Origin of the sequence: Zhengella sedimenti (assembly GCF_046506625.1) — a bacterium.
Taxonomy (GTDB): Bacteria; Pseudomonadota; Alphaproteobacteria; order Rhizobiales; family Rhizobiaceae; genus Zhengella; species Zhengella sedimenti.
Window position 1 is genome coordinate 44146 of record NZ_JBKFFP010000007.1, and the last position, 11962, is coordinate 56107.

General features: G+C 60.1%; 14 protein-coding genes. 9 read left to right on the forward strand and 5 right to left on the reverse strand.

Annotation, left to right across the window (positions count from 1 at the left end; all coding sequences use genetic code 11):
* Positions 1-28 precede the first annotated feature (28 nt).
* The gene (locus tag ACLB6G_RS17415) at positions 29-649 is read left to right on the forward strand and encodes an alpha/beta hydrolase (RefSeq protein WP_410357485.1); all 621 of its coding nucleotides are present in this window, start codon (positions 29-31) and stop codon (positions 647-649) included.
* A gap of 65 nt (positions 650-714) precedes the next feature.
* Here the strand turns inward: ACLB6G_RS17415 and ACLB6G_RS17420 are convergent, their stop codons facing one another.
* Complete coding sequence (locus tag ACLB6G_RS17420) at positions 715-1764, reverse strand: glutamine amidotransferase (protein WP_410357486.1); 1050 nt, start codon at positions 1762-1764, stop codon at positions 715-717.
* Between ACLB6G_RS17420 and ACLB6G_RS17425 the strand changes: the two genes are divergently transcribed.
* The 4 genes from ACLB6G_RS17425 (at position 1758) to ACLB6G_RS17440 (ending at position 5674) form a co-directional block, all read left to right on the forward strand.
* A complete protein-coding gene (locus tag ACLB6G_RS17425; protein ID WP_410357487.1) occupies positions 1758-3353 on the forward strand; it encodes an isocitrate lyase in 1596 nt (531 codons plus the stop codon). The two genes, ACLB6G_RS17420 and ACLB6G_RS17425, sit on opposite strands and share 7 nt — an antisense overlap.
* Positions 3354-3539: 186 nt before the next feature.
* Entirely contained in the window at positions 3540-3755 is a 216-nt protein-coding gene (locus ACLB6G_RS17430) for a PhnA domain-containing protein (RefSeq protein ID WP_410357488.1), read from the forward strand.
* 6 nt (positions 3756-3761) lie between these two features.
* On the forward strand, positions 3762-4967 hold the full coding sequence (locus tag ACLB6G_RS17435) for a BaiN/RdsA family NAD(P)/FAD-dependent oxidoreductase (protein WP_410357489.1): 1206 nt from the start codon (positions 3762-3764) through the stop codon (positions 4965-4967).
* Positions 4964-5674, forward strand: coding sequence for an alpha/beta fold hydrolase (locus ACLB6G_RS17440; RefSeq protein WP_410357490.1), 711 nt, complete (start codon positions 4964-4966; stop codon positions 5672-5674). The genes ACLB6G_RS17435 and ACLB6G_RS17440 overlap by 4 nt, the downstream gene beginning before the upstream one ends.
* Positions 5675-5732: 58 nt before the next feature.
* Here the strand turns inward: ACLB6G_RS17440 and ACLB6G_RS17445 are convergent, their stop codons facing one another.
* From ACLB6G_RS17445 to ACLB6G_RS17455, 3 genes are all read right to left on the reverse strand, one after another.
* On the reverse strand, positions 5733-6542 hold the full coding sequence (locus tag ACLB6G_RS17445; RefSeq protein WP_410357491.1) for a DUF2189 domain-containing protein: 810 nt from the start codon (positions 6540-6542) through the stop codon (positions 5733-5735).
* Between the two features lie 155 nt (positions 6543-6697).
* Complete coding sequence (locus ACLB6G_RS17450) at positions 6698-7354, reverse strand: DapH/DapD/GlmU-related protein (RefSeq protein WP_410357492.1); 657 nt, start codon at positions 7352-7354, stop codon at positions 6698-6700.
* A gap of 35 nt (positions 7355-7389) precedes the next feature.
* Positions 7390-7878, reverse strand: coding sequence for a CreA family protein (locus ACLB6G_RS17455; RefSeq protein ID WP_410357622.1), 489 nt, complete (start codon positions 7876-7878; stop codon positions 7390-7392).
* Between the two features lie 150 nt (positions 7879-8028).
* On the opposite strand from ACLB6G_RS17455, the gene ACLB6G_RS17460 reads away from it, so the two are divergent.
* The 4 genes from ACLB6G_RS17460 (at position 8029) to ACLB6G_RS17475 (ending at position 11629) form a co-directional block, all read left to right on the forward strand.
* Entirely contained in the window at positions 8029-8190 is a 162-nt protein-coding gene (locus tag ACLB6G_RS17460; protein WP_410357493.1) for a hypothetical protein, read from the forward strand.
* Positions 8191-8218: 28 nt separating this feature from the next.
* Positions 8219-8800: an SCO family protein gene (locus ACLB6G_RS17465; protein WP_410357623.1), complete on the forward strand. Its 582-nt coding sequence runs from the start codon at positions 8219-8221 to the stop codon at positions 8798-8800.
* Positions 8801-8903: 103 nt separating this feature from the next.
* Positions 8904-10757 carry a cation:proton antiporter gene (locus ACLB6G_RS17470; protein ID WP_410357494.1) on the forward strand — a complete coding sequence of 618 codons (1854 nt, stop codon included), beginning with the start codon at positions 8904-8906 and terminating at the stop codon, positions 10755-10757.
* Positions 10754-11629, forward strand: a complete 876-nt coding sequence (locus tag ACLB6G_RS17475; protein WP_410357495.1) for a 50S ribosomal protein L11 methyltransferase — start codon at positions 10754-10756, stop codon at positions 11627-11629. The genes ACLB6G_RS17470 and ACLB6G_RS17475 overlap by 4 nt, the downstream gene beginning before the upstream one ends.
* Positions 11630-11746: 117 nt before the next feature.
* Here ACLB6G_RS17475 and ACLB6G_RS17480 read toward each other — a convergent pair whose 3' ends face one another.
* Complete coding sequence (locus ACLB6G_RS17480) at positions 11747-11929, reverse strand: hypothetical protein (RefSeq protein WP_410357496.1); 183 nt, start codon at positions 11927-11929, stop codon at positions 11747-11749.
* Between the last annotated feature and the right edge of the window lie 33 nt (positions 11930-11962).

The window sequence follows — 11962 nt, forward strand, 5'->3', positions numbered from 1 at the left end:
TTTATGCCCGTTATTGTCCCGGAATCACATGAAGGCCGGGGAGGAAAATGTGCGTAAATCTAGCATTTCGTTAGCATTTTTGTTTGTTGCGCTTGTCCTGGCATCCAACGCCCGCGCAGCCGACGTATACGTGATGCGAGGTCTCGCAGGCTTCCTGTTCCCAAACGTGATGTATCCGCTCGCAAGCGAAATCCGAAAGAGGGGGCACAATGTCGAAATGACCTCCTATCAGGCGGCAAACCGTATCGTTCGTGAAATCACGGAGAAGAAGAGAAAAAGGCCGGGGGTGAAGATCGCGCTGGTCGGTCATTCCCTTGGCGGAAACGCCGTAACCTCGATTTTACAGGCACTCGCAAGAGAAGGCGTCAGGATTGATTATGCGGCGGTGATCGACGCGCCGGATCCAAAACCGGTCGCGCCCGCCGTCGGAATTGTTGACAATTTCTACCAGTTCGAAGGCTCGCGCAAACCGCTGCTTGTTGCACAGGATCGCCGCAAGACGCAGATAAACCAATACAACTTCCGGGGCAAACGGGGCATGGACGGCGGCCCGGGCTCAATGAAGGAGAAGAAGGGCCACCTGTCCATAGCAACCGATCCGTTCGTGACCTCACGAATCATGACGATGATCGACCGGCTGGGGAAATGAAGCTGTCCGTTTCGGCAGGCCACTGGCCCGCAGGCACGGGATAGTGGGGCCGGACCGCGACCTCGCTATCCATACCTCTCGACGAAATTCCGCAATATCCTCGCGCTGGCCTGTCCATTCCCCTTGCGCGCTCTGGCCGTGAGGGCGTCTGCATCTTCAGGCCGGAAATAGCCCTTGTCACGGTAGATGCGGATACGCAGGGCAAAGACATCGCCATCGGCTTCCGGATGAAATTGCGTCGCATAAACGTTCTGGCCGTGGCGGATCATCTGGAATGGGCAGTCAGGGCCCGATACAAGGTGCGCGCAGCCCGGCGGCAGGGCCTGCACGGCCTCCTTGTGCCCGACGAAGGCGTCGAACGCGTCAGGCAAGCCGGCCAGCACCGGATCGTTCCGCCCTTCCCCGGTCAGAACTGCGCGAGTCACGCCCACCGGCTCGCCATAACAGTCCTTTGAGACCCGGCCGCCGAGATGGTGCGCAAGAATGCCGATGCCGTAGCAGCAGCCAAGAAACGGGATGTCCCGCGCGGTGATCGCCGGCATGAGACTCATCACCTCATCCTCGATGCGCCGCTCCATGTCCGGCTTTTCGTCCTGCGGATCCGAGACGCAACCCGGGCCTCCGCCCACGATCACTCCCGCATAGGCGGACAGATCCATGTCGCGAGGCATCGTTTCGCGCTCGAGCCTAAGTCTGTGAACTCGCCCCGGAGCAAGACCGCCCTTTTCCAGAAAGGCTTCGAACTCGTTGTCGGAGGCTTCGGCTTCCGGGCGCAGCTGAATGATGAGAAACGGCTTCATGGAAACACGCCGATTGAATGCACACGTCTGCCCTAATGCGCCAAAGCCAACGAAAAAGCAAACAACCCGGAACCGTTTCGGCACTTGTAAAAATGCCGACTCGTTTACAAGGCAAATTGACAGGTCTTGACACAGGCTGACACGATTTTGGTGCACCGCAACCAGAGTTTCCGTGACAACCGGACGGGGCTGATGCATTTCCAGATCTGAAACACCCGAACGCTCGATGCCGGCGGGAAAAGTGCCGGCGAGGTCGTGACAGGTTTTACAACTTGACCGCACTGTCATAGGAAAGAAGGACATCTGCAATGTCATATTCTCAGGACATCGAGAAGGCCCGCTCGCTCATCACGAGCAAGAACGGCACCTGGAACGCCATCGACGCCGAATCCGTCGCGCGCATGCAGGCCATGAACCGTTTCAAGACCGGCCTCGATATCGCTCGCTATACGGCGAAGATCATGCGTCAGGACATGGCGGCCTATGACGCCGATCCGGCCAACTACACCCAGTCGCTGGGCTGCTGGCACGGCTTCATCGGCCAGCAGAAGATGATCTCCATCAAGAAGCACTTCGGCACCACCAAGCGCCGGTATCTCTACCTGTCGGGCTGGATGGTTGCCGCCCTCCGCTCGGAATTCGGGCCGCTTCCCGACCAGTCGATGCATGAAAAGACGTCCGTTCCGGCTCTCATCGAGGAACTTTATACCTTCCTGCGCCAGGCCGATGCACGCGAACTGAACCAGCTGTTCCGCGAGTTCGACGCCGCCCGCAATGCCGGCGACGCCAACAAGGCCGCGGAAATCCAGCACAGGATCGACAACCACGAGACCCATATCGTCCCGATCATCGCCGACATCGATGCCGGCTTCGGCAATGCGGAAGCCACCTATCTCCTGGCCAAGAAGATGATCGAGGCGGGCGCCTGTGCGTTGCAGATCGAAAACCAGGTGTCCGACGAAAAGCAGTGCGGCCACCAGGACGGCAAGGTGACAGTGCCGCATGAGGACTTCCTGCAGAAGGTTCGCGCCTGCCGCTACGCGTTCCTGGAACTGGGGGTCGAGGACGGCATCATCGTCACCCGCACCGACTCCCTCGGCGCCGGCCTGACCAAGCAGATTGCCTACTCGGCCGAGCCGGGAGACCTTGGCGACCAGTACAATGCCTTCCTGGATTGCGAGGAAGTGAGCGTCGATGACCTCAAGCCATCCGACGTCGTCATCAAGCGCGACGGCAAGCTTATGCGCCCGAAGCGCCTGCCCTCCAACCTGTTCCAGTTCCGTCCGGGAACCGGCGAGGACCGTTGCGTGCTCGACTCGATCACCTCGCTCCAGAACGGCGCCGACCTCATCTGGATCGAGACCGAGAAGCCGCATATCGGCCAGATCGGCGGCATGATGAAGCGGATCCGCGAGGTCGTTCCCAACGCCAAGCTGGTCTACAACAATTCACCCTCGTTCAACTGGACGCTGAATTTCCGCCAGCAGGTTTATGACGCATGGAAGGAAGCGGGCAAGGATGTCTCGGCCTATGACCGCGCCCGGTTGATGAGCGTGGACTATGATGCCACCGACCTCGCGATCGAGGCCGATGAGCGGATCCGCACATTCCAGGCAGATGCCGCACGCGAAGCCGGCATCTTCCATCACCTCATCACGCTGCCGACATACCACACGGCCGCCCTGTCCACGGACAACCTTGCCAAGCGCTACTTCGGCGACGAGGGAATGCTGGGCTACGTGCTGAACGTCCAGCGCGAGGAAATCCGCCAGGGCATCGCCTGCGTCAAGCACCAGAACATGGCTGGTTCCGACATTGGCGATGACCACAAGGAGTATTTCGCCGGCGAGGCCGCCCTGAAAGCCGGCGGCAAGGAAAATACCATGAACCAGTTCGCCGCCTGACGGCGCGGAAAAGGAACCGGCCGTGGCATTCGAGGCCGCTTCCTCCTGACAGGACGCAAGGGGCGGGATCCGGAAGGAACCCGCCTCTTTCCATTTGCTTGCCGCGCATAGTTTCCCCCGCCCTATCGCCATTTTTATCGAATAGGGCTAAGTCCGACTGCGCCGGCACAGGGGAGTGACGCGGAGATGGAAACGAAAGATTGCAACGGTGCCCTTCTGACGGAAGGCGACAGCATAACCGTCATCAAGGACCTGAAGGTCAAGGGCTCCTCCTCGGTCGTCAAGCGCGGAACCGTGTTCAAGGACATTCACCTGTCGGACGACCCTGCCTTGATCGAGGTCCGTTCAAGGCAGATCAAGGGTTTGGTGTTGCGGACGGAGTTCGTGAAGAAGGCCTCATAGACACGCATGCAGGCTTCCTGTCGATATTTTGACGTCATCATACTCGGCGCTGGCGCGGCGGGACTCATGTGCGCGGGCAAGGCTGGTCAGGCTGGCCTGCAAGTGGCACTCGTCGACCACATGAACGCGCCCGGAAAGAAGATCCTCATTTCCGGCGGCGGCCGCTGCAACTTCACCAATCGCGACGTGACGGCAGCGAACTTCCTGTCCGCCAACCGGCATTTCGCAAAATCGGCCCTCGGCCGGTATCGCCCCGCGGACTTCATAGCCCTCATCGAGAAATACGCCATTGCATGGCACGAAAAGACCCTGGGGCAACTTTTCTGCAACGGTTCTGCCCGCCAGGTCGTCGACATGCTGCTTGCCGAATGTCCGAAGGACCGGGTTGCCCTTCTGCTGGGCCATGCGGTTTCTTCCATCAGCCACGATGGCAGCCGGTTCAGTCTTGCCCGCAATGGAGAAACGCTGTCCGCGCCGGCCCTTGTGGTGGCTACAGGCGGGCTTTCGATCCCGAAGCTTGGCGCCAGCGGCCTGGCCTACGAGATCGCGCGGCAGTTTGGCTGCCGGGTCGTTGAGCCGCGCCCTGCCCTCGTGCCACTCACGCTTCCGCCAACCGATGCGCTGTTTCATGAATTGTCAGGCATCGCGGCACAAGTCACAGCCCGCGCAGGCAAGGTGCGGTTCAGCGAAGCGGCGCTCTTCACGCACAAGGGCCTCTCCGGGCCTGCCATTCTCCAGATCTCATCCTATTGGAAACCGGGTGAGGAAATCCGGATAGACTTCCTGCCGGATGAACCGCCGGATTGGCTGCGGAACGCGAAACGCGAGCGCCCCAGGACACAACTGAAGACCGCTCTGGGCGCATGCCTGCCCGAGCGGCTTGCCATTGCCTTGGCTGAAAAGATCAATCGTTCCGGAAACTTGGCGGATTTTCCGGACAAAACGCTTGCTGCAATTGAATCGATGCTTTCGGATTGGCCTTTCCACCCGAATGGCACGGAAGGTTTCGCCAAGGCGGAAGTGACATCCGGCGGGGTCTCGACTGAATCCCTGTCATCGCGGACAATGATGGCGAAACATCAACCGGGCCTCTACTTCATTGGCGAGGCCGTGGATGTTACCGGCTGGCTTGGAGGCTATAATTTCCAATGGGCCTGGGCATCGGCCGTCGCCGCTGCCTCCGCGCTCGCCGAAGGAGGCCATGAACCGTGACGCGACCTGTCCTCGTACTCATTCCCGGCCTGTTGTGCGATTACGCAAGCTGGTCCACGATCCCCGGCCGGCTTGCCGGTCGCCTTCCGGTCGTCATGGCCGACATCACGACGCAGGAGACCATTCCGGCAATGGCCCGCGACATCCTGGACCGGGTACCCGGCCCCTTGCTGGTTGCTGGCCATTCGCTTGGCGGGCGGGTTGCCTTCGAGATGTGGCGCCAGGCTCAGGAACGCATTCACGGGCTCTCGGTGCTCGATACGGGCACCACAACCTACAAGCAGGGCGAGGAAAAACTGCGCGCCCGGCGCGTTGCCTTGGCTTACGACGAGGGCATGAGAGCGTTGGCCGCCGACTGGCTGCCGCCATTCGTCCATCCCGCCCGACATGCCGATGTGGCCTTGATGGCTTCACTGAGCGCCATGGTCGAGCGCATGACGCCAGAGGGGCATGAACGTCAGATCAAGGCACTTCTTTCGCGCCCGGATGCAGGTCCGGTCTTGCCGACCATCACCTGCCCCGCTCTCGTGGCCACCGGCAGCCATGACAAATGGAGCCCGCCGGCCGACCATGAGGCAATGGCTGCCGCCATGCCGGATGCCAGGCTTGTCATCTTCGAGGAAGCCGGTCATTTCACGATCGCCGAACAACCGGAAACAGTGGCCACGGCGATGTTGGACTGGATCGACCGTTGCCTGCCGGATTGATCAGTCACTGCCTTGTCCCATGACCACGGGGATCAGGTCCGTTCGTGGCAAACGGGTCTCAGGCCACGGCCGGCTTAACGGCACGCTTGTAGAGATGCCAGGTTGCATGCCCGAGAACCGGAAGCACCACCAGTAAGCCGACAAACAGCGGAATTGATGCCGCGATGACGGCAAGCGTGACGACCACACCCCATCCGAGCATGACCGGCGGGTTCGCGAGAACCGCCTTGAACGACGTGATCATGGCTGTGACGATATCCAGTTCTCGTTCCATGAGAAGTGGTATCGAGACCACCGTGACGCTGAACATGATCAACGCAAGGACAGCACCGACGACATGGCCTATGGCAAGGAAGAGCCATCCTGTCGGCGTCGTAAGCACGATCTCGAGGAAACGGTCCAGTGTCGAGAAAGACATCCGCCCCAGTACGAGCGCGATCAGCAATCGGATCTGGTACATCCAGATCCAGAAGATGAACAGCATCACGAAAGCCATCCATGACAATTCACGGAACCGTTGCCGCCAGACGAAACCGAGAACCGAACTCCACGAGAGCGGTTCGCCCTTTTCCAGCCGGCGGCTGATCTCGTAAAGGCCTACCGCAGCGAATGGTCCGACCAGGGGAAAACCGATGGCAAAGGGATAGATGAGCCAAGGCATGTCCCATCGCGTCACGGCAAGGACGATCAGTATTCCGGCCACTGCAAAGACGCCGCCGAAGAAAACTCCATAGAGAGGCGCCTTTCCGAAATCAGCCAGTCCCTGTCTCAGGACAGCCTTGAGATCATCGACCGTGACCTTGTTGACCTCCGGCATCCCGCTCGCGGCGCCTGCAGGTTTTGCATGTTGCTGATCCGAATCGGCCATGGACATATCGAGCCTCCCATTGGCGCATCCCTTGGAACGAAGGGGCCCTCCGCGCCTTTATGCCGCAGAGTTGAACGGATTCATGGCTAGGGTTGCAAGATGTATCTGCAAGAATCAATTCTGCAACGCAACATGATGCATATCCGGGTGACCGGTCACCGCCCGCAATCAGGGGATCCTGACCACTTTGCGACAAAATCCAGTGGTTGCATTCGCTGCATGTCGGGAATCGCTTCGAAGAGCCGCTCATCCGGCCAGTTCCACCATTCCAGATCGAGAAGTGCCTTTGCGACGCCTTCGTCGAACCGCCGGCGAATCATGCGCGCCGGTGCACCGGCGACGATCGTGTAGGCCTCGATATCCCTGGTGACCACGCTGTTGGCCCCGATCACCGCGCCGGTTCCGATCCGGACACCCGGCATGATCACCGCACCATGGCCGACCCAGACGTCATGCCCTATGACAACGCGTTTTTCTTTCCTGCGCTGCCGGATTTCCTGGTCCACCGGCAGGTATCGGAAATACTCGTTTGGCCGGTAGGTAATCTTGTGACTGCTGACCCGCTCGACGGGATGCTCCAGCGCGTTGACGCGTGTGTTGGCAGCGATGGAACAGAACCCCCCTATGGTGGCGTGAGCGGCTTCGGAATTGCGTTCAAAGTAGGAATACGGACCGAGATGGACGTCGCGCAGGATGACCCTTTCGCCAATGACGCAATGACGGGCAAGCCGGCAGTCCTTCATGCTGGACGTGGGATGTATCTTCGGTTCGCTCGCGCGATATCGCAGGGCAAGGTCGTCATCGCTGGTCATGCGAAAGCCTCAGGCTCGATGGCGTCGTCCGGCGTCTATTCCGGCTTGCCTTCACGCCAGGTTACTGTCTGCCCATAGAGTGGTACCGTCGAGATCGACATCTTGGCCGATCCGTCCTGCACCTGCCGTGAATGGGCGAGGTAGATAAGCGTATCATGCGTCTTGTCATAGATCCGCTTCACGACAAGCTGTTTCCAGATCAACGATTGCCTCTGCTTGAAGACTTCCTCTCCGTCCTCGTCAAGATCGATTGCACCGATCGAGATCGGTCCGGTCTGACGGCAGGCGATGGATGAGTTGGAGGGGTCTTCGAACCAGTTCCCCTTTTGAAGACGATCGATGATGCCACGGTCGAAATAGGCGACGTGACAGGTGACGCCTTCGATCTGCGGGTCGGCGATTGCCTCGATGAGAATGTCGTTTCCAAGCCAGTCCACACCGACTTCGCCCACTTGCTCCGCATTGGCGCCGCCGGCACCTGCCGACAAAACCAGCATCGCTGCTGCCAGCATGGTCCCGTGCATTTTCATCGATCGGTTCCTTTCCGCGTCTGACAGCCGTCCCGGCATGTCTTCCATATGTTACTCCAAAGCATATGGGGTGATGGCCCCCATGCTGCAAACCGCGACGCTTCGTCCTTTGCCGGATGGGGACAGACGCGGTATATATCCCGCATGAAACAGACGCGATCGATGAACGTGGGGTTCCATTTTCCCGTGGTGGCAATTCTCGCCGCCGCGGCCATTGTGCTCGGGCTGGCTTTTGCCGCCTGGCTGGACCACGGCGCCGCGCTGTTTCTCTCACTGGCCGAGACAGGCCTCTCGTGGTGCCTCTGAATATCCTGATTCCGGAAAGAAAATCATGATGATGCGCGGTATTTTGTACGCAATCCTTGCGGCGGTTGTCCTTGCGACGGGCGTGCTCGGCTACACCGCCTATTACGCCATGAACACGGAAGACAAGGCGTTCGGCGGCCCCTTCACCCTGACGGACATGAACGGCAACGAAATCACCGAACAGGCATTGCGTGGCCAACCGGTCGCACTCTTCTTCGGGTTTACCCATTGTCCGGAGGTCTGCCCGACGACCCTTTATGAACTGAACGGCTGGCTTACCCAATTGGGTCCGGAAGCCGACAATGTGAAGGCCTTCTTTTTTTCGGTCGATCCCGAACGGGATTCACCGCAAACACTGAAGGACTACATCACCAACGTGACCGACCGTGTCACAGGCATTTCCGGCGATCCGGAGGAAGTCGCCAGGGTCATTCGCGCCTACAAGATCTATGCAAAGAAGATCCCGACGAATGAAGGCAAGGACTACACGATGGACCATACGGCTTCCATCCTGCTGTTGAATGCCAGCGGCGGTTTTGAGGGAACGATCGCCTATGGCGAGGACGCAGCCTCGGCCATGGCGAAGCTGAAGCGGCTTGCGGCCGGATAAACACGGCTGAAGATCCTTCATTCATGCCCGGTTGACCTTCATCGAGGTCTCCGTAGATTCGCAGCCCTGCCGGTACCGGCGGATGGTTACAGGAGATCATTGGATGGAACTGGTCGGCTTCAAGCTCGCCAGCATTGCGGCAGCCGGCATTCTCGCTCAATGGATCGCCTGGCGCATTCGCGTGCCGGCGATCGTGCTGCTGCTGATTGCCGGCGGTCTCATTGGTCCCGTGACAGGCTTCATCGATCCCGTACGCGACTTCGGGGACGTGTACCGGCCTGCGGTTTCGCTGGCCGTGGCGATCATCCTTTTCGAAGGCGGACTGACGCTGAATTTCAAGGAGATATCCGAGACGTCGACCGCGGTGCGGCGGATGATCACCGTTGCAGGCCCGCTGATATGGGTCATGACAGCGCTTGCTGCGCATTTCGTCGGAGGCCTCTCATGGCCGACCGCCGCTGTGCTTGGTGCGATCCTGGTCGTGACTGGTCCGACCGTCATCATGCCCCTTCTGCGCCAGGCGAAGCTGTCGCAACGTCCGGCATCGCTTCTGCGGTGGGAAGCGATCGTCAATGATGCCATCGGCGCGCTGTTTGCCGTTGTTGCGTTCGAACTGTTTCTCGTCATGCTGGGGACGCACCATGCCGACCGGCTTGCCGTTTCGGTCATCGTCGCCTTTGTTGCAGCCGTCGCCGGCGGCATTCTGATGGGCCGTTTCATTGCGTGGAGCTTCATTCGCGGCCATGTGCCGGAATACCTGAAGGTGCCTGTCCTGTTCGCTGCCGTTCTGGCAGCCTTCGTGGCGACAAACCTTATCCTTGAGGAAGCGGGACTGCTTACCGTGACCGTGATGGGAATCACGCTCGCCAATACCCGCATCGCGAGCCTCGCAGAAATACGCCGTTTCAAGGAAACCGTGACCATTCTGCTTGTCTCCGGTCTGTTCGTCCTGTTGACCGCAGCGCTTGACGTCGACGCGATCATGGCGCTGGATTGGCACGCGGCCGCTTTCGTCGCCCTGGTCATGTTTGCGATCCGCCCGGTCGCTGTCTTCATCGCGACCATGGGAACGGGTCTTTCATTCAAGGAACGGCTGTTCGTCGGCTGGATTGCACCGCGTGGCATCGTCGCAGTGGCCGTGTCGGGCCTGTTTGGCGCCGCACTCGCCGACAATGGCGTCGAAGACGCGCCGCTCATGGTTGCCTTCGCCTTCGTCGTTGTCGTCACGACGATCATCGCACATGGCTTCACGCTCTCGCCCCTTGCCAGCATGCTCGGTCTGAAATCCGCGGAAAGCCCGGGCGTTCTCATTGTCGGCGGTTCGCGCTTCGCCACCAGCCTTGCCCGAAAGCTCAAGGAACTGAAGGTGCCGGTGCTAATTGCCGATACAGAGTGGGACCGTATCCGCGAGGCGCGCCTTGCCGACATTCCCGTCTACTTCGGTGAAGTGCTTTCGGAGGATGCCCATCATTCGCTGGCATTGAACCGTTACCAGAACATCATCGCCGCGACACCGAACGATGCCTACAACACGCTTGTATGCACGGATCTCGGACCGGAGGTCGGCCGCAGCCATGTTTTCCAGATCGGCAGCGCCAAGGAGCGCTCGGAACGGCTGGCACTGAACTTCACCCTGGGCGGGCGCCCGCTGACCCGCGAACCGGCGCTTGGCTGGTTCGACTTCCAGATCAACATGACGCGCGGCTGGGGCATCCAGGCAACCCGTATCACGGATGAGTTTCCCTTTGACAAATATCTGAAAACCCGGGCAGAAGGCGCGCGGATGATCCTTTGGCGCAAGGCATCGGGACAACTTGTTTTTGCATCCACGGCGTCGGACGGAAAGCCTCAGACGGGTGACATGATCCTTTCCTTCGCCCCTCCCAAGCCGGACAACGGGACACGGGATGCCGGGAATGGAGCGGGAGCAGCCGCGCAACCGGACAATCAGTCGTGAACCAGATCCGATATTACTTCATCGCCGAAAGAACCGCCGCCTATGCCGCAAGCGATCGGTTGGAGCAGCTGTTCGAGGATGAAGGTCTTCCCATAGCCGTGCTCGAGGTCAACGAGGCTGCAGACATCCACGAGGTGTCGGTTTATGCCGATCAGGACACGCCCATCGACGTGCCGGGCCGCATCGCCACTGTCATGGACAGTCTCGGGATCGCCGGCGCGCCGGCCATAGAGGCGCTGCCCGAAATCGACTGGGTCAGCAAATCGCTCGAAGGGCTTGCGCCTGTCCGTGCCGGACGCTTCCTGGTGCATGGCCGGCACGATCGCAACAAGGTCCGGTCGGGAAACATCGGCATCGAGATCGAGGCTGGACAGGCGTTCGGTACCGGACATCACGGCACCACGGCGGGTTGCCTGATTATGCTGGAACAGGTGGTGCGAAGGGAGAAGCCGCTCAAGGCGCTGGACCTGGGGACAGGTTCCGCCGTTCTGGCGATCGCCTTGGCGAAATATGCCCGTATCCCGGTTCTTGCAACCGATATCGATCCGGTCGCCATACGTGTTGCGCGTGAAAACGTCTGCCTCAATGCGGTCGAACGGCTGGTGACCTGCCTGACGGCGACTGGCTTCCGCAATCGCGCCATGATCGAGTCGAAGCCCTTCGACCTTGTCGTCGCGAACATCCTTGCCAGGCCGCTGATGCGCCTGGCACCGCAAATGGCCCGGCACCTGGCGCCAGGTGGTTCGGTCATTCTCTCCGGAATCCTGGCACACCAGCGTGCAAGTGTTGTCGCGGCTTATCGTGGGCAGGGTTTTCGCCATGCCAGGACGCTCTGGCGCGAAGGCTGGGTTACCATCCACATGAAGCGCTGATTCCGTACCGGCACGGATTTGCCGCACCGGGATGCAGGCACATGGAAGCCGCTCCGACCCAAAGGAAAAGGCGGACCCGAAGGCCCGCCCTTTCGTGGAACCGGCTGTCAGGTCCGGTCAGATATAGGAACCGGTATAGCCCTTGCGGCGCAGTTCCGCGCGGGAATAGCCACGCGCCTTCAGTGTCTCGTCGTCGAGCATGAGGAGAGCGCCGTTGACATACTGGTTTGCCTGACGCTGGCGTGCTTCCAGCAGGGCGTCATAGGCATTGCGGAAAAAGCCACGGGATTTGGTCGGCATCGTTCTGTCCTCGTCGGGTTGAACTGAAATCAT

Bases quoted from the DNA above. Each gene is read 5' to 3' on its own strand.
- ACLB6G_RS17415 (WP_410357485.1), top strand. From the start codon at position 29: ATGAAGGCCGGGGAGGAAAATGTGCGTAAATCTAGCATTTCGTTAGCA.
- ACLB6G_RS17425 (WP_410357487.1), top strand. From the start codon at position 1,758: ATGTCATATTCTCAGGACATCGAGAAGGCCCGCTCGCTCATCACGAGC.
- ACLB6G_RS17420 (WP_410357486.1), bottom strand. From the start codon at position 1,764: ATGACATTGCAGATGTCCTTCTTTCCTATGACAGTGCGGTCAAGTTGT.
- ACLB6G_RS17430 (WP_410357488.1), top strand. From the start codon at position 3,540: ATGGAAACGAAAGATTGCAACGGTGCCCTTCTGACGGAAGGCGACAGC.
- ACLB6G_RS17435 (WP_410357489.1), top strand. From the start codon at position 3,762: ATGCAGGCTTCCTGTCGATATTTTGACGTCATCATACTCGGCGCTGGC.
- ACLB6G_RS17445 (WP_410357491.1), bottom strand. From the start codon at position 6,542: ATGGCCGATTCGGATCAGCAACATGCAAAACCTGCAGGCGCCGCGAGC.
- ACLB6G_RS17450 (WP_410357492.1), bottom strand. From the start codon at position 7,354: ATGACCAGCGATGACGACCTTGCCCTGCGATATCGCGCGAGCGAACCG.
- ACLB6G_RS17455 (WP_410357622.1), bottom strand. From the start codon at position 7,878: ATGCACGGGACCATGCTGGCAGCAGCGATGCTGGTTTTGTCGGCAGGT.
- ACLB6G_RS17460 (WP_410357493.1), top strand. From the start codon at position 8,029: ATGAAACAGACGCGATCGATGAACGTGGGGTTCCATTTTCCCGTGGTG.
- ACLB6G_RS17465 (WP_410357623.1), top strand. From the start codon at position 8,219: ATGATGCGCGGTATTTTGTACGCAATCCTTGCGGCGGTTGTCCTTGCG.
- ACLB6G_RS17470 (WP_410357494.1), top strand. From the start codon at position 8,904: ATGGAACTGGTCGGCTTCAAGCTCGCCAGCATTGCGGCAGCCGGCATT.
- ACLB6G_RS17480 (WP_410357496.1), bottom strand. From the start codon at position 11,929: ATGCCGACCAAATCCCGTGGCTTTTTCCGCAATGCCTATGACGCCCTG.